The sequence below is a fragment of the Aeromonas sp. R2-1 genome, from assembly GCF_040908425.1.
GTDB lineage: Bacteria > Pseudomonadota > Gammaproteobacteria > Enterobacterales > Aeromonadaceae > Aeromonas > Aeromonas caviae.
Window position 1 is genome coordinate 1 of record NZ_JBFODR010000036.1, and the last position, 15,098, is coordinate 15,098.

The 15,098-nt window shown below is 64.1% G+C and carries 16 protein-coding genes and 1 pseudogene; 8 read left to right on the plus strand and 9 right to left on the minus strand.

The window, feature by feature from the left end; translation table 11 throughout:
• Positions 1-18: 18 nt before the first annotated feature.
• Positions 19-1,172 (minus strand): IS3-like element ISAeca4 family transposase gene (locus AB5Y80_RS13290; protein WP_139739419.1). Its coding sequence is split into 2 segments (ribosomal slippage): positions 19-935 and positions 935-1,172, totalling 1,155 coding nucleotides; the frame shifts between segments, so codons are not numbered across the junction.
• Positions 1,173-1,341: 169 nt separating this feature from the next.
• Between AB5Y80_RS13290 and AB5Y80_RS13295 the strand changes: the two genes are divergently transcribed.
• Both AB5Y80_RS13295 and AB5Y80_RS13300 read left to right on the plus strand, forming a co-directional pair.
• Positions 1,342-1,521 (plus strand): hypothetical protein, encoded by a 180-nt coding sequence (locus tag AB5Y80_RS13295; RefSeq protein ID WP_048208021.1) that lies wholly within the window; start codon positions 1,342-1,344, stop codon positions 1,519-1,521.
• A gap of 102 nt (positions 1,522-1,623) precedes the next feature.
• Positions 1,624-1,866 carry a DUF3297 family protein gene (locus tag AB5Y80_RS13300; RefSeq protein ID WP_010673692.1) on the plus strand — a complete coding sequence of 81 codons (243 nt, stop codon included), beginning with the start codon at positions 1,624-1,626 and terminating at the stop codon, positions 1,864-1,866.
• A gap of 276 nt (positions 1,867-2,142) precedes the next feature.
• On the opposite strand, the gene AB5Y80_RS13305 is transcribed toward AB5Y80_RS13300, so the two are convergent.
• Positions 2,143-2,577 carry a DMT family transporter gene (locus AB5Y80_RS13305; RefSeq protein WP_045524056.1) on the minus strand — a complete coding sequence of 145 codons (435 nt, stop codon included), beginning with the start codon at positions 2,575-2,577 and terminating at the stop codon, positions 2,143-2,145.
• Positions 2,578-2,587: 10 nt separating this feature from the next.
• Positions 2,588-3,076, minus strand: coding sequence for a DMT family transporter (locus AB5Y80_RS13310; RefSeq protein WP_104454450.1), 489 nt, complete (start codon positions 3,074-3,076; stop codon positions 2,588-2,590).
• 67 nt (positions 3,077-3,143) lie between these two features.
• Between AB5Y80_RS13310 and AB5Y80_RS13315 the strand changes: the two genes are divergently transcribed.
• The 6 genes from AB5Y80_RS13315 to tauD all read left to right on the plus strand — a co-directional run bounded on the left by AB5Y80_RS13315 (position 3,144) and on the right by tauD (position 9,149).
• Positions 3,144-4,070: a LysR family transcriptional regulator gene (locus AB5Y80_RS13315; RefSeq protein ID WP_233265288.1), complete on the plus strand. Its 927-nt coding sequence runs from the start codon at positions 3,144-3,146 to the stop codon at positions 4,068-4,070.
• 149 nt (positions 4,071-4,219) lie between these two features.
• Positions 4,220-5,323 carry an ElyC/SanA/YdcF family protein gene (locus AB5Y80_RS13320; protein ID WP_042881567.1) on the plus strand — a complete coding sequence of 368 codons (1,104 nt, stop codon included), beginning with the start codon at positions 4,220-4,222 and terminating at the stop codon, positions 5,321-5,323.
• Between the two features lie 309 nt (positions 5,324-5,632).
• Positions 5,633-6,607, plus strand: coding sequence for a taurine ABC transporter substrate-binding protein (gene tauA / locus AB5Y80_RS13325; protein WP_042014206.1), 975 nt, complete (start codon positions 5,633-5,635; stop codon positions 6,605-6,607).
• Positions 6,608-6,623: 16 nt separating this feature from the next.
• The gene (tauB, locus tag AB5Y80_RS13330) at positions 6,624-7,391 is read left to right on the plus strand and encodes a taurine ABC transporter ATP-binding subunit (protein WP_042014207.1); all 768 of its coding nucleotides are present in this window, start codon (positions 6,624-6,626) and stop codon (positions 7,389-7,391) included.
• Complete coding sequence (gene tauC / locus AB5Y80_RS13335) at positions 7,388-8,218, plus strand: taurine ABC transporter permease TauC (protein ID WP_201890243.1); 831 nt, start codon at positions 7,388-7,390, stop codon at positions 8,216-8,218. Before tauB ends, tauC begins: the two co-directional genes overlap by 4 nt.
• A 79-nt stretch (positions 8,219-8,297) precedes the next feature.
• Positions 8,298-9,149: a taurine dioxygenase gene (gene tauD / locus AB5Y80_RS13340; RefSeq protein ID WP_201890242.1), complete on the plus strand. Its 852-nt coding sequence runs from the start codon at positions 8,298-8,300 to the stop codon at positions 9,147-9,149.
• Positions 9,150-9,291: 142 nt separating this feature from the next.
• On the opposite strand, the gene AB5Y80_RS13345 is transcribed toward tauD, so the two are convergent.
• The 6 genes and pseudogenes from AB5Y80_RS13345 to cyoB form a co-directional block, all read right to left on the minus strand.
• Positions 9,292-9,660 carry a DUF1428 domain-containing protein gene (locus AB5Y80_RS13345; protein ID WP_139736972.1) on the minus strand — a complete coding sequence of 123 codons (369 nt, stop codon included), beginning with the start codon at positions 9,658-9,660 and terminating at the stop codon, positions 9,292-9,294.
• Positions 9,661-9,743: 83 nt separating this feature from the next.
• Complete coding sequence (locus AB5Y80_RS13350) at positions 9,744-11,105, minus strand: MFS transporter (RefSeq protein ID WP_041213223.1); 1,362 nt, start codon at positions 11,103-11,105, stop codon at positions 9,744-9,746.
• A 165-nt stretch (positions 11,106-11,270) separates the two neighbouring features.
• Positions 11,271-12,164 (minus strand): heme o synthase, encoded by an 894-nt coding sequence (gene cyoE, locus AB5Y80_RS13355; protein ID WP_010673685.1) that lies wholly within the window; start codon positions 12,162-12,164, stop codon positions 11,271-11,273.
• An 8-nt stretch (positions 12,165-12,172) separates the two neighbouring features.
• Positions 12,173-12,502 (minus strand): cytochrome o ubiquinol oxidase subunit IV, encoded by a 330-nt coding sequence (locus AB5Y80_RS13360; RefSeq protein ID WP_010673684.1) that lies wholly within the window; start codon positions 12,500-12,502, stop codon positions 12,173-12,175.
• Positions 12,503-13,150: pseudogene (locus tag AB5Y80_RS13365) on the minus strand (cytochrome o ubiquinol oxidase subunit III); the annotation flags it as partial.
• On the minus strand, positions 13,119-15,095 hold the full coding sequence (gene cyoB, locus AB5Y80_RS13370; protein ID WP_041211612.1) for a cytochrome o ubiquinol oxidase subunit I: 1,977 nt from the start codon (positions 15,093-15,095) through the stop codon (positions 13,119-13,121). The gene cyoB and the pseudogene AB5Y80_RS13365, both read right to left, overlap by 32 nt.
• Positions 15,096-15,098: the final 3 nt, after the last annotated feature.

Below are 15,098 nucleotides of genomic sequence, written 5' to 3' on the forward strand. Positions count from 1 at the left end.
TGAATCGCCCCGGCTTCTCTAGACACTTTTGAGCCGTTCGAAATATTGCTTTTCACACTCTACTGGCGATAGCCCATTGTTGAAACTGTGCCGACGCTTGGGGTTGTAAAACATTTCAATGTAATCGAACACATCCTGCCGGGCCTCCTCCCGATCTGCATAGGTTTTACGTCGGATCCGCTCGCGTTTGAGGAGTTGGAAGAAACTCTCCGCCACCGCGTTATCATGGCAATTGCCACGTCTGCTCATGCTGGCCTTGAGCCGGTGCTCCCGCAAAAAATCCTGCCAGTCATAGCTGCTAAACTGGCTCCCTTGGTCAGAATGAACCAGCACTTCCTGCTCGGGTCGCCGTCGCCACACTGCCATCAGTAACGCGCTGATGGCCAACTCTCGGTCGATCCGTGGCCCCATTGACCAACCAATGACTTGTCGTGAAAACAAATCCAATACCGCGGCCAGATAGAGCCAGCCTTCATGGGTTCGAATATAAGTGATGTCCGTTACCCAGACCTTATTTGGCTCAGTCACATCGAACTGGCGTTCAAGATGATTCGGTGCAACCACCGTTGGCCGGCCACCATAATGACCGGGACGGCGACGATAACCGGTTTGTGAACGCAAACCTTCATGACGCATTAATCGCGCCACCCGGTGTTTCCCACAGGTCTCGCCCATCTCTCGCAGGTCATCCCGGATCTTGCGATAGCCATAGACGCCCCCGCTTTCTAGCCAACATTGCTTGATCTGGCCCAGGAGGCGTTGGTCTTCAAGTGCGCGGGCAGATAAAGGCTGGTGCTGCCAGGCGTAATAACCGCTCGGGTGGACATTCATCATCCGACACAGTCGGCGGATGGGATGTGTGGACGCGTGCACCCGGATGAAGGCGTACCTTACCCTGACAGCTTGGCAAAGTACGCGGCGGCCTTTTTTAAGATATCTCGCTCATCGGTGACGCGGCGCAGTTCAGCCTTGAGGCGCCGAATTTCGGCTTGCTGGCTGGAGTCATGCTGTTGCTGCACGGCGGGCTGGCTGTAGCGCCTGATCCAGGCGTAAAGACTGTGGCTGGAAACACCAAGTCGCTCAGCGACCTCTGCCACTGGGTAATGGCGCTCAGTCACCTGCTTGACGGCGGCCAGTTTGAATTCTTCCGTGTAACGTTGCTGCTTGCTCATAACACCTCCTGATTGACCTCAGTTTGAGGCTCTTGAGGTGTCTAGGAAAGTAGGGGCGATTCAGACCCATTGTTGAATTACACCAACTGGCATGGCTGATTAACGCAGCGAAAGGCTCGCGACAAGCACCTGCTCATCCATATTTCGCATCCAATAAGTGAATCGCCCCATGACAAGAACACTTATCCAGCTTCTGTTGACACCGCTTCTGGCGGTTGCCTTCCTCTATCTTTGCAGCCTGCCGGAGGATCTCTATTTCGACCCGCCGCTCTTAAGCTATGTCGTCATGTTTCTTGTCACTCTGGCTGGCACCACCTATGGCAGGATCAAGGCCTGGCGCGCCTCCTGACCGACCTCATCACAGATTCTCAAGGCTGCGCAGACGCTGCCTTGAGCCCGGCGGGGCCATTGTCTACAATGGCGCACTTTGCATCCACAACAGGTAATGACCATGAGCGACAACAAACCTGCACTGCCCGACCGTCTGGCGGCCAACCCGCGCAGCCCGCACCATGTGGCGGAGTGTTTCGAGCACGAGATCGGCATTCGCGTGAACGGCAAGGAGCGCACCAATGTCGAGGAGTACTGCATCAGCGAAGGTTGGGTGAAGATCCCCTCCCCCAAGGCCAAGGATCGCTACGGCAACCCCATGCTGATCACCGTCAAGGGCACCGTCGAGGCCTTCTACGCCTAAGCTGCGTATGGCCGCGACGCCCCGAGCAGGGGCGCGACCCTGTTACTTCAGAACACCGGCCTAGTGCCGGTGTTCTGCTTTTGGGGCTGGCCCCGGCTCGCGGGTGGCCTCGCTTCGTTTGTTCTCCTATTCCTTCCTCTCTCTTCCTCTCTCCTATTCCTTTGCCTTTTTCCCTTCCGCCAGGGCCGTGATCCGGCAGGCGAGCCGCCTTTGGCATCCAGGCAGGGCGACGCTCTTGTCATCCCTGCCGGTTTACCCAGGCCATCACCGCCCCACTCACCCTCGGGAGCGCGACTTGCCGCCCTGCCAACGTTGCAGCGCAGCCCCCGCCAGCACCAGCAGGATGCCGAGCAGATCGCTCGCGGCCAGCCGTCCGGCCAGGGCATCGAGCAGGGCGCCCCCCGCCAGCTGGCCCGTGACGATGAGCAGGGCGCAGGCCAGGGCGCCGATCCGGCCGATGGCCCAACTGCTGATGGCGACGAACAGCGCCCCCAGCACCCCGCCGAGCAGCAGCCAGGGATCGAGCCCGGCGAGCCGCTCCCAGGGTGCCCCTTTGAGGATGAGCAGGGCGCCGAGCAGCCCGAAGCCGAGCAGGTGGTTGGCAAGGGACGCCGTCATGGCGCCCCGGGCGCTGGCGAGACGGCCATTGAGGGTGCGCGACAGGCTCACCGCCACGCCGTTCAGCAGTCCCAGCAGGATCAAGAGGGTCATGGTGTCTCTCCTAATGCAGCACGATGAGCAGGGCGCCGGCCAGCACCAGCAGGGCGGCGAGCGCGTCCTTCCCAGAGGGGCGGCGGCGAGCCAGTCCGAGCCAGCCTAGGCCATCGCACAGGGCACCAAACAGCAGCTGGCCGAGCAGCAGCAGGGCCAGGGTGCCCGCCATGCCGAGGGGCGAGTTGAGGCAGAGGGCCGCCAGCACCACGGTGAGCGCCCCCGGCAGACCGCCGAGCCAGGCCCAGGGCGGGGCCGCCTCCGGCGTCGGGGGCCTTGGAGAGAGCCACCACAGGAGCCCGGCCACCAGGCTGCCGACCCCGTGGGCCAGCCAGCTCGCGAGCCAGGGGTCGGTGGCGCGGGACAGGGCGCCGTTCTGGGCGATCATCAGCGCCAGCAGCAGGCCGGCGGCGAAGGCGGCCAGGGCACCCAGGGTCTGGCCAAGTGTCTGGCCGAGGGCGGGGCGGCCGGGGCCGCGGTCAACAAGCGGGGGGATCATGGGGTTGCTCCTTGGTTGAACTGACGAGCAGGGTAAATTGTTTTTGATTTGGGGATAATCTACCCTCATGGAACAACATTGTTTCCATATCGAGAACAACATGAACCAGGAAGCCTTCGCCCTGCTCCCCGCCTTCGTCGCCGTGGTGGAGTCGGGCACCTTCTCCGGCGCCGCCCGTCAGCTCGGTCTCAGCAAGTCGGTGCTGAGCAAGAAGGTGAGCCAGCTCGAGCAGGCCCTCGGCTGCCAGCTCCTCTATCGCACCACCCGCTCCCTCACCCTCACCGAGGCGGGGGAGCGCTACTTCGAGACGGTGCGCCATGCAGTACGCCTGGCCAGCGACGGGGAAGATGCCATCGGCGCCCTGCAATCGGCCCCCCGCGGCCTGCTGCGGGTGACGGTGCCCATGGTCTATGGCCGGCGCCACATCGCCCCCCTTGTCCCCGAGTTTCTCGCCCTTCACCCCGAGGTGCAGTTGCAGCTGGAGATGAGCGACGCCCGGCAGGATCTGGTGGCCGAGGGGTTCGACGTGGCGGTGCGCATCGGCGAGCTGGAGGATTCGAGCCTGGTCGCCCGCCGCCTCGCCCCCTGTCTCAGCACCCTGTGCGCCGCCCCCGCCTACCTGGCGCAGGCCGGCACGCCCCGCACCCCGGCGGATCTCGAGCGCCACAACTGCCTCTTCTACTCCCTGTTTCGCGGCGGCACCCAGTGGCGGCTGCACGGGCCCGAAGGAGAGGTGGCCATCACCCCCAGGGGCAATTTCGAGGTCAACAACAGCGATGCCATCCACACCGCGCTGCTGGCGGGGCTTGGCATCGGCAACATGCCGGACTTCATCGTGGCGCGGGATCTCGCCATCGGGCGGCTGGTGCCCGTCCTGCCAGACCATGCCCTGCCCGAGCACGGCATCTGGTGCGTCTATCCCAAGCGCCGCCACCTGCCCGCCAAGGTGGAGGCCTGGCTGGCCTTCCTGCAGGAACGTCTGGGGCTGCGCTGAGGGGGGCATCGGGATAACCGGAACGGTTCACGTTTTTTTCATCGGGAAGGGAGTAGAGTAGGCAGCAAACCAAGCATCTGTTTTTATTGGAAAAGCATTCAGGGGACGAGCCACGACATCGCGCCCCGCACCCCACAGGGAGCCCCATGATGAAGAAAACCGCGATTGCCCTGACCCTCACCAGCCTGCTGACGCTGCCGCTCGTTGTCTCATCCGATGCCTGGGCCGCCCCGGTGCGCTCCCTGCAAAAGGAGCAGAATTACGAGCAGTTCATCAGCAAGCGCCAGGTGGTGGATCAGCTGCTGGCAGACGCCGCCCGCATCTTCCACTCCCCTGCCCGGGTCTCCGATGCGGGCTTCACCGCCAAGATGCCGAGCAACATGGAGCAGGTGACTACCCTCCTGCTGGAGGCCCACCAGCTCGAGCCCTATCGCACCGATCTGCTCATCTCGGCGGCCAACGCCCAGATCTACAACGGCAACGTGGACAGGGCCATCGCCCTGTTCGAGCAGGCCCTCACCGCCGCCCCGGACGATCTGGACATCAACACCTATCTGGCCACCTGGCAGCGCTTCAAGGGCAACCAGGCCAAATCCGATGGCTACCTCAAGCGGGTCGGCGAGCTCAATGCCGGTCGCGCCGCCGACTTGCAGCGGCTGTTCGCCACCGTGGACAGGGTGGTCGCCACCCCCCTCAAGGAGCGTCAGGGACGGGGCGAGAAGAAGGGGCGCCGCGCCATCGTCACCCTGGGCTATGCCCTCAATCCCGATGGCTCCATGCACGAGATCCTGCTGGGACGCCTCGAGACCACCCGCGCCCTGGCCCAGGCCGATCCGGCAGCCCTCGTCATCCTCACCGGCGGCGTGCCCCAGAACCGCCAGACCGAGGGCAAGCTGATGGCGGACTGGCTGGCGAAAAAGGGCATCGACCGCTCCCGTATCATCGAGGAGAACTACGCCACCAGCACGGTGGAGAACGCCCTCTACAGCGGCTATGCCCTCGCCCGCCACGAGATTGAGTTCGCCACCCTGGTGAGCTCGGCGAGCCATGTGCGCCGGGGCCAGACCCTGCTGGAAATCGCCTGTTGGCAGAGCGGCCCGGCGAACATCCGCATCGACAGCGTCGCCTACCCGGACAAGCCCCTCTCGGCCCTGGCCAAGGCAAGCCCGGAGGAACTGCTTGGCATCTACCGGGACGCCCTGCGTACCTACGGCCTGTGGAGCTACCGCTCGGCCCCGCTGGTGGAGCGCTGATCCCCCGGCCCCGCCACCCTGGCGGGGCCTTTTCCTCTCTTCCCCCTGCCAGTCACTGCGCCCCCTGGTGGCTGGCCCCTGCACGCACCTGCTGGCCCCTGGGGGCTGGCCCTTGGCCCCTTGCGCCAGCCACCCGATAGACGGCGGGTGAGCAAGCTATCCACTTTCTGGCATATCTCAATCAGATCATTGATTTACCGTTCTTTTTCTAAGAACCAAACGGCATGAGAACACCCTTCTCGTTCCTTCGCCCCCGGGGATGTTCAGATAAAGATGTGGCTTCCAACACCCCCAACAAGGAAGTGCATCATGACAGCAAAAGGCATCTCTCTGTGGCTCGCGGCCTCCATGCTGCTCGGCCAGTCCGCCCAGGCCCTCGACGTCACCGTGGCCTACCAGACCTCCGCCGAACCTGCCAAGGTAGCCCAAGCCGACAACAGCTTCGCCAGGGAGAGCGGCGCCACCGTGGATTGGCGCAAGTTTGACAGCGGCGCCAGCGTGGTACGGGCGCTTGCCTCCGGCGACGTGCAGATAGGCAACATCGGCTCCAGCCCCCTGGCAGTGGCGGCGAGCCAGAACCTGCCCATCGAGGTGTTCCTGCTCGCCTCCAAGCTCGGGGAGTCCGAGGCCCTGGTGGTGAAGCAGGGGCTCGCGAAACCCGAGGATCTCGCGGGCAAGCGCATCGCCGTGCCCTATACCTCCACCACTCACTACAGCCTGCTGGCGGCCCTCAAGCACTGGAACGTCGACCCCGCGACGCTGCAGATCGTCAACCTGCAACCACCGGCCATCATCGCCGCCTGGCAGCGGGGCGACATCGACGGCGCCTATGTCTGGGCCCCCGCCCTCAACCAGCTCACCAAGGAGGGCAAGGTGCTGACCGACTCCGCCCAGGTGGGTGACTGGGGGGCGCCGACCCTGGACGTCTGGGTGGTGCGCAAGGACTTTGCCAAGGCCCACCCCGAAGTGGTGCAGGCCTTCGTGAACAGCACCCTGGCCGCCCAGCGCGACTACCTGGCCAACCCCGACGGCTGGCTCACCAAGCCGGACAACCTCGCCAAGCTGGCCAAACTGAGCGGCGTTCCCGAGGCGGACGTTCCCGCGCTGGTGAAGGGCAACACCTACCTCGATGCGAAGGCCCAGAGCGCCGAGCTCGGGCGCCTCGTCAACCAGACCATCATCGACACCGCCCGCTTCCTCGAGAGCCAGGGCAAGGTCGCGAACGCCGCCTCGGACTACCGCCAGTTCGTGACCGATCGCTTCGTGAAAGCCGTGGCCCAGTAAATCCAAGGAGACGACCATGCTGCAGCTCTCTCATGTGTCCGCCGAGTACGCCGGCAGGCGGGTGCTCGACAACATCAACCTCTCCCTGTCCGAGGGGGAGCTGATGGTGGTGCTGGGGCCCTCGGGCTCGGGCAAAACGACCCTCCTCAACCTGGTGGCGGGCTTCGAGCCTTGCCACCACGGCCAGATAAGCCTTGAGGGCAAGCCGGTCACCGGCCCCGGCGCCGAGCGCGGCGTGGTGTTCCAGAGCGAGGGGCTGCTGCCCTGGCGCAACGTGCGAGACAACGTGGCCCTCGGCCTGCAGCTGGCGGGCGTACCCAGTGCCGAGCGCACCGAACAGGCCCAGGCACTGCTGCGTCAGGTGGGGCTGGAGGGGGCCGGCGATCGCGCCATCTGGCAGCTCTCCGGCGGCCAGCGCCAGCGGGTCGGCATCGCCCGGGCCCTGGCCACCCAGCCCCGCCTGCTCCTGCTGGACGAGCCCTTCGGCGCCCTGGATGCCTTCACACGGGAGCAGATGCAGACTCTGCTGCTGCGCCTGTGGCACGAGCACCGGCGTCAGGTGCTGCTCATCACCCACGACATCGAGGAGGCCATCTTCATGGCCACCGATCTGGTGCTGCTCTCCCCCTCTCCCGGGCGGGTGACGGAGCGGCTGACCCTGGATTTCGGTCGCCGCTTCGCCGCCGGGGAGCCCTGCCGCAGCATCAAGTCCGATCCGGCCTTCATCGAGCGCCGTGAATACGTGCTGGAACGGGTGTTCGCAGAGCGGGAGGCCTTCGCATGACCCTCGCCCTCGCCCGGCAACGGAATCTCACCCACGCACGGGCAGCGGGCTGGCCCCTGTCCCGCCGCCTGACCCTGAGCCTCGCCACCCTGCTCGTGCTGCTGGCCCTGTGGTGGCTGGTGGCCTACTTCGGCTGGGTCGACCCCCTGTTCCTGCCGCCCCCACAGCGGGTGTTGGCACAGCTCATCACCATCGCAGGCCCTACGGGCTTTATGGATGCCACCCTGTGGCAACACCTGGGGGCCAGCCTGGGGCGCATCCTGGTGGCGCTCGCTGCCGCGGCGTTCTTTGGCATCACGGTGGGCATCGCCATGGGGCTCTCCCCCACAGTGCGCGGCGTGCTGGATCCCCTCATCGAGCTCTACCGCCCGGTGCCGCCGCTCGCCTACCTGCCACTCATGGTGATCTGGTTTGGCATCGGCGAGACCTCCAAGGTACTGCTCATCTATCTGGCCATCTTCGCGCCCGTGGCCCTGGCGACCCTGGCGGGGGTGCAGAGCGCCAACGCGGTGCGAGTGCGGGCAGCACAGGCGCTGGGCGCATCCCGGTCCCAGGTGCTCTGGCACGTGATCCTGCCCGGCGCCCTGCCGGACATCCTGACCGGGCTGCGCATCGGGCTCGGGGTGGGCTGGTCCACCCTGGTGGCGGCCGAGCTTATCGCCGCCACCCGGGGGGTGGGCTTCATGGTGCAATCCGCTGGCGAGTTTCTCGCCACCGACGTGGTGCTGGCGGGCATCCTGGTGATCGCCCTGATCGCCTTCGTACTGGAACTGGGCCTGCGCGCCCTGCAGCGCAAGCTCACTCCCTGGCATGGAGAAGGACAATGAGCCACAGGCTGACCGCTATTCTTCGCCTCCCTTTCCTATTGGTATCGGGCCTTCACGCCCCCAGACATGGAGCAAGACCATGACCGACAAGTTGACCATTACCCCCCTCGGCCCCCACATCGGCGCCGTCATCGCTGGCGTCAATCTGGCCGAGCCCCTGAGCCAGGGGCAGTTCGAGCAGCTCCATCGCGCCCTGCTCAAATACCAGGTGCTGTTCTTTCGCAACCAGCCCATCACCCCGCGAGCCCAGCGGGCGCTGGCGAACCGCTTCGGGGATCTGCACATCCACCCCGTCTACCCCCACACGGAGGAGGCCGAGGAGATCATCGTGCTCGATACCCACGACGACAATCCGCCGGACAACGACAACTGGCACACCGACGTGACCTTTATCGAGACGCCCCCGGCACTGGCCATTCTGGCGGCCAAGCAGTTGCCCCCCACCGGGGGGGACACCCTCTGGGCCAGCGGCATCGCGGCGCTGGCGGCCCTCTCGCCGCCCCTGCAAACCCTGCTGGCAGGGCTGGAAGCCGAGCATAACTTCACCAAGTCCTTCCCGGCCCATCGCCATGATGACAGCGAAGACGCGCGCCAGCGCTGGCAGGCGGCCGTGGCCCGTCACCCGCCCCTGCGCCACCCGGTGATCCGCACCCATCCGGTCAGCGGCCGTCAGGCCTTGTTCGTCAACGAGGGGTTCACCACCCGGCTGACCGGGCTGCCCCCCAAAGAGAGCGAGGCCCTGCTCGGCTTTCTGTTCGAGCACATCACCCGCCCCGAGTTTCAGGTGCGCTGGCGCTGGCAGGAGAACGACATCGCCATCTGGGACAACAGGGTGACCCAGCACTATGCCAATGCCGACTACCTGCCGGCCCGCCGGGTGATGCACAGGGCCACCATTCTCGGGGACAAGCCCTTCTGGCGCCCGGGCTGAACATCCCTCATGGAGAGCGACCATGAGATAACGCCCAGCAAAAAGCCCGCCGGCTGGCGGGCTTTTTCATCATCTGACGGGCCTGGGTGTTGCTATCGGCCCTTGCGCTCCGGCCACCAGGGTGAAGCCCCGATGGCCGGTCTCAGCCCTTGAGCTCCAGCACGGTGTTGAAGCCTCCGAAAATCATGCGGGCGCCATCAAACGGCATGGTCTGGTGCAGGGGATTGGCGGGGTCCATCCTGGGGTCCTGCATCATCTTGCCCATGGCGTCGTCCCGCACCGCCTTGCTCGGCCACTCCACCCAGGAGAAGACCACGGTTTCATCCTCCCTGGCCGCCACCGCCCGGTAAAAGTCGGTCTGCTTGCCGTGGGGCACATCGTCCCCCCAGCACTCCAGCACCCGGGTGGCGCCGTATTCGAGGAAGATGGGGTCAAACTGCCCCGCATGATCGATCAGGGCCTGCTTGTTGGCCGTCGGCACGGCGAGCACGAATCCGTCCACGTATGACATCAGAGGTTCCTCCTGTGAGTGAGGATCTCAGCATAGCAGCCGCCCATCAGCCCGCGCTCTGCGCCGCCCCGCGCAGCCAGCCATCACAACGAGACCAGCCGCTCCAGATCGCTGCGGGTCAGGCGCTTGCTGTCCACCTTCACGTAGAGGGAGTGCTCCTCGCGCACCAGCAGCACGTCGCTTACCCCCTCGCAGGCGCGGATCCGCTGCTCCAGGGCCGGGGTGGCCTCGACCCCTTCCGGCAGCACGATGCGCAGGCTGCTCACATAGGGGGGCTCGGCCATGGTGAGGCTCACCCCGAGCCAGGCGAGGGCCAGTGCGGCACAACCGCCAAACACCAGGGGGCCGCCCCCCAGGCTGTAGAGCAGGCCGCCGAGACTGCCGCCGATGGCGACCCCGAGGAACTGACTGGTGGAGTAGACCCCCATGGCGGTGCCCTTGTAGCCCGGCGGAGACTCCTTGCTGATGAGAGACGGCAGCAGCGCCTCCATCACGTTGAAGCCGATGAAGAAGAGCTGCAACCCGGCGAGCAGACCCCACAACTGCTGGCCGCTCTGCCAGAGCACCAGCTCGGCGGCCAGCATCACCACCACGCACCCGATGAAGACCCGCTTCATCTGGCGGTGCTTCTCGGCATAGATGATGAAGGGCACCACGCTCACGAAGGCGATCAGCATGGTGACCAGATAGGCCTGCCACTGGCTGTCACGGGGCAGGCCCGCACGTTCCAGCAGGGGCGGCAGGGCCACGAAGCTCGACATCAGCAGGGTGTGGACGCAGAGGATACCGAGGTTGAGCTTGAGCAGGCGAGGGTTGGTGAGCACGGTACGAAAGCTGCCTCGCACCATGGCGGACTCGCGATTTTGCAGGTGGGCCGCCGGGGTCGGCACCACCCAGAGCACCATGGCGATGGCGGCCAGGGCCAGCAGGGCGATGAGCCAGAAGAGGCCGGACAAGCCCAGGGCATGGGTGATGAGGGGGCCGGTCACCATGGCGATGGCGAAGGTGATGCCAAAGCTCACCCCGATGAAGGCCATGGCCTTGGTGCGATTCTGCTCCCGGGTGAGATCCGACAGGAGCGCCATGACGGCGGCGGAGATGGCGCCGCTCCCTTGCAGGGCGCGCCCGACGATGACCCCCCAGATGGCGTCGCTCAGGGCGGCGATGACGCTGCCAAGGGCAAACATCAGCAGGCCGCCGACGATGAGGGGCTTGCGCCCCACCTTGTCGGAGAGCAGGCCGAAGGGGATCTGGAACAGGGCCTGGGTCATGCCGTAGATGCCGATGGCAAGCCCGATGAGCGCCTCGGAGGCGCCCGCCAGGGACATGCCGTAGGTGGTCAGCACCGGCAGCACCATAAACATGCCGAGCATGCGCAGCGAGAAGACGGAGCCGAGCGCCCAGGTCGCGCGTCGCTCGCCCCTCGTCATGGTGAAATCATTCATGAGGGCCTCGATGAGTCATAAAGAAGAGAGAAAGAAAGGGGTGACAGGCGCCCGGCCGCCCCCGAAAAATCGGCGATGCCCCTCGCAGGGCGGCGCCCATAATAGCAGAGCCGGGAAGATTCCCGGCTCTGGATTTCATGCATTTCAGGGGTGCAGTTCACACTATCAGGGCAGCATGCTCACCAGCACCGGCGCTGCGTCCGGCTGGAAGTCCACCGACATCATCACGCTCAGGCAAGTAATGGTGACGATGGAGAACATGAACAGCTTGCGCGCCCAGAGGGAGTCGTCCACCGCCGCCTTGTAGCCCGACAGCGCCATCCCCAGCCACCAGACGCTCACCGCGGTGGCCACCACCAGATACTTGTAACCGGCGTAGCCGCCGAGGAACAGCATCAGGGTCGGCACCATGAACGCCAGGATGTAGAGGGTGATGTGGAGCTTGGCCACCGGGATCCCCTTCACCACCGGCAACACCGGGATGTTGGCAGCCTGGTAGTCCTTGAAGCGGAAGATGGCGATCGCATAGGAGTGCGGCATCTGCCACAGGCTGAAGATCGCCAGCAGGATCAGGGCCCCCGAGTCGAACTGCCCGCTCACCGCGCAGTAGCCGATGACCGGCGGCGCGGCGCCGGAGAGGCTGCCGACCAGGGTGCCATAGACCGAGTGGCGCTTCATGTAGAGGCTGTAGACCCCCACATAAACCAGGAAGCCCAGCACCGCCAGCAAGGCGGCCAACGGATTGGCCGCAAAGTAGAGCAGTGCAATGCCCGCAACGCCCAGCGCCGTCGCATACCAGAGGGAGACACCGGGGGCGATGAGCCCCCGCACCAGGGCGCGGTTCTTGGTGCGCTCCATGATGCAGTCGATGTCCCGGTCGATGTAGTTGTTGAACACGCAACCGGAGGCCACCACCAGTGACACCCCCACCATGGTCAGGATGAACAGGGGCACATCCAGGCTCCCCTTCGAGGCCAGCAGGAATCCCCCGATAACCGAGATGAGGTTGCCGAAGATGATGCCCGGCTTGGTCACTTGCAGGTATTGCTTCATCATCATCAACCCGCTCAGTGAACCATCATGTTGATGTTGAGGTTGTACATGATCCACAGGGAACCCACGACCACGATGGCGATGATGAGCACGGTAAAGACCAGTGCCACCAGGTTCCAGCGCTCCTCGGAGGAGGTGTTCATGTGCAGGAAGTAGACCAGGTGTACGAAGATCTGCACCACCGCCATGGCCACCACGGTGCCGAGCACCACGGCGTGGGAGGCGGAGCCGTCCATCACCATCCAGAACGGCACGGCGGTCAGGATGAGTGACAGCACGAAACCGATCATGTAGGACTTGACGCTGCCGTGGCTGGCGCCGTGATTGTCAACGGAATGACTCATTTACATGACCCCCATCAGATAGACCACGGTGAAGACGCAGATCCATACCACGTCGAGGAAGTGCCAGAACAGGCTCAGGCACATCAGGCGAGTGCGGTTGCGCTCGGTCAGCCCCTTCTTGGTGATCGACACCATCATCACGATGATCCAGACAAGGCCGCTGGTCACGTGGATACCGTGGGTCCCCACCAGGGTGAAGAAGGCAGAGAGGAAGCCGCTGCGATCCGGGCCCGCCTCGTGCACGATCAGGTGATGGAACTCGTAGATTTCCATCGCGATGAAGCCGGCACCCAGCAGGAAGGTGACGAACAGCCAGGTGTTGACCGCCGCGACCTTGTTCTTGTTCATGGCCAGCATGCCGAACCCGAAGGTGATGGAGCTCAGCAGCAGCAGCATGGTTTCGGCGAACACGAACGGCAGTTCGAAGATGTCCTTGCCGGTGGGGCCGCCGGCAGTGCCGTTGACCAGGACCGCATAGGTCGCGAACAGGGTCGCGAACAGGATGCAGTCACTCATCAGGTAGATCCAGAAACCGAATACCTTGGTGGCACCGGCATCGTGGTGCCCATCCTCATGGGCACCGTGAGAGTGATGTAGTACGTCAGTCGCCATGGAATTAAGCCACCTTGTTGATGTTGTCGAAATGCTGACCTTCGATGCGCTCGATCTCGTCAACCTGTACGTAGTAGTCCACATCGTCGTTGAAGCTGTGGATGATCCAGGTGGCGATCATGCCGATGAAGCCGGCGATGGCCATCCACCAGATGTGCCAGATCATGGCAAAGCCGAACACCACGCTGAAGGCGGCGATGATGACACCGGCACCGGAGTTCTTCGGCATGTGGATGGGGGCATACTGGGCAGGCTTCTTGTAAGCGCTGCCGTCAGCCTTGGCTTCCCAGAAGGCGTCCAGACCGGTGACCTTCGGCTCGATGGCGAAGTTGTAGAACGGCGGCGGAGAGGACGTCGCCCACTCCAGGGTACGGCCACCCCAGGGATCGCCGGTCAGGTCGCGGTTCTTCTCGCGGTCGCGGATGCTGACCACGATCTGGATGACCTGGCACAGCACGCCCAGGGCAATCAGACCGGCGCCGCAGGCGGCGACCACCAGCCAGCCGTGGAACTCGGGATCGATGTTCTGGCTGACACGACGGGTCATGCCCATGAAGCCCAGCACGTAGAGCGGCATGAAGGCCACGAAGAAGCCGGTGATCCAGCACCAGAAGGCACGCTTGCCCCAGACGTCATCCAGCTTGAAGCCGAACGCTTTCGGGAACCAGTAGGTGATACCGGCGAAGCAGCCGAACACCACGCCGCCGATGATGACGTTGTGGAAGTGGGCGATGAGGAACAGGCTGTTGTGCAGCACGAAGTTGGCGGCCGGCACGGAGAGCAGTACCCCGGTCATGCCACCCACGGTGAAGGTGATGATGAAGCCGACGGTCCACAGCATGGGCGAGGTGAACTCGATGCGACCGCGGTACATGGTGAACAGCCAGTTGAAGATCTTCACCCCGGTCGGGATGGAGATGATCATGGTGGTGATGCCGAAGAAGGCATTCACGTTGGCGCCGGACCCCATGGTGAAGAAGTGGTGCAGCCAGACGATGAACGACAGCACGGTGATCGCTACGGTTGCCCACACCAGGGAGGTGTAACCGAACAGCTTCTTCTTGCAGAAGGTCGCCACCACTTCGGAGAAGATCCCGAACACCGGCAGCACCAGGATGTACACCTCGGGGTGACCCCAGGCCCAGATCAGGTTGATGTACATCATCATGTTGCCACCCATGTCATTGGTAAAGAAATGGGTACCCAGGTAGCGGTCTGCGGTGAGCAGGGCGATGGTGACGGTCAGGATCGGGAAGGAGGCGATGATCAGGATGTTGGCACACAGGGCGGTCCAGGTGAAGACCGGCAGGCGCATCATGGTCATGCCAGGGGCACGCATGCGGATGATGGTGGCGAAGAAGTTCACGCCGGTCAGCAGGGTCCCCAGACCCGAAATCTGCAGACTCCATATCCAGTAATCGACCCCGACCCCGGGACTGAACTCCAGCCCCGACAAGGGCGGATAGGCCAGCCAGCCGGTCTGGGCGAATTCACCGACCCCGAGGGAGACGTTGATCAGCACCACGGCCGCGGCAGTGAACCAGAAGCTCAGGTTGTTCAGGAAGGGGAAGGCCACATCACGGGCACCGATTTGCAGCGGTACCACGATGTTCATCAGACCGATCACCAGCGGCATGGCCACGAAGAAGATCATGATGACGCCGTGGGCGGTGAAAATCTGGTCGTAGTGATGGGCGTTCAGGTAGCCTTCGCCACCCCCGGAGGCGATGACCTGCTGGCCACGCATCAGCACGGCGTCGGCAAAGCCACGCAGCAGCATGACCATGCCCAGAATGAGATACATGATACCGAGGCGTTTGTGGTCGACCGAGGTCAGCCACTCTTTCCACAGATATTGCCACTTGCCGTAGTAAGTGATGAGACCGGCGATGGCCAGGCCCCCCAGAATGATACCGGCTATCGTGACCATGATGATGGGTTCATGGTACGGAATAGCCTCGAGTGTCAATTTTCCAAACATCGA

Bases quoted from the DNA above. Each gene is read 5' to 3' on its own strand.
- AB5Y80_RS13295 (WP_048208021.1), top strand. From the start codon at position 1,342: ATGACAAGAACACTTATCCAGCTTCTGTTGACACCGCTTCTGGCGGTT.
- AB5Y80_RS13300 (WP_010673692.1), top strand. From the start codon at position 1,624: ATGAGCGACAACAAACCTGCACTGCCCGACCGTCTGGCGGCCAACCCG.
- AB5Y80_RS13305 (WP_045524056.1), bottom strand. From the start codon at position 2,577: ATGACCCTCTTGATCCTGCTGGGACTGCTGAACGGCGTGGCGGTGAGC.
- AB5Y80_RS13310 (WP_104454450.1), bottom strand. From the start codon at position 3,076: ATGATCCCCCCGCTTGTTGACCGCGGCCCCGGCCGCCCCGCCCTCGGC.
- AB5Y80_RS13315 (WP_233265288.1), top strand. From the start codon at position 3,144: ATGGAACAACATTGTTTCCATATCGAGAACAACATGAACCAGGAAGCC.
- AB5Y80_RS13320 (WP_042881567.1), top strand. From the start codon at position 4,220: ATGAAGAAAACCGCGATTGCCCTGACCCTCACCAGCCTGCTGACGCTG.
- tauA (WP_042014206.1), top strand. From the start codon at position 5,633: ATGACAGCAAAAGGCATCTCTCTGTGGCTCGCGGCCTCCATGCTGCTC.
- tauB (WP_042014207.1), top strand. From the start codon at position 6,624: ATGCTGCAGCTCTCTCATGTGTCCGCCGAGTACGCCGGCAGGCGGGTG.
- tauC (WP_201890243.1), top strand. From the start codon at position 7,388: ATGACCCTCGCCCTCGCCCGGCAACGGAATCTCACCCACGCACGGGCA.
- tauD (WP_201890242.1), top strand. From the start codon at position 8,298: ATGACCGACAAGTTGACCATTACCCCCCTCGGCCCCCACATCGGCGCC.
- AB5Y80_RS13345 (WP_139736972.1), bottom strand. From the start codon at position 9,660: ATGTCATACGTGGACGGATTCGTGCTCGCCGTGCCGACGGCCAACAAG.
- AB5Y80_RS13350 (WP_041213223.1), bottom strand. From the start codon at position 11,105: ATGAATGATTTCACCATGACGAGGGGCGAGCGACGCGCGACCTGGGCG.
- cyoE (WP_010673685.1), bottom strand. From the start codon at position 12,164: ATGATGATGAAGCAATACCTGCAAGTGACCAAGCCGGGCATCATCTTC.
- AB5Y80_RS13360 (WP_010673684.1), bottom strand. From the start codon at position 12,502: ATGAGTCATTCCGTTGACAATCACGGCGCCAGCCACGGCAGCGTCAAG.
- cyoB (WP_041211612.1), bottom strand. From the start codon at position 15,095: ATGTTTGGAAAATTGACACTCGAGGCTATTCCGTACCATGAACCCATC.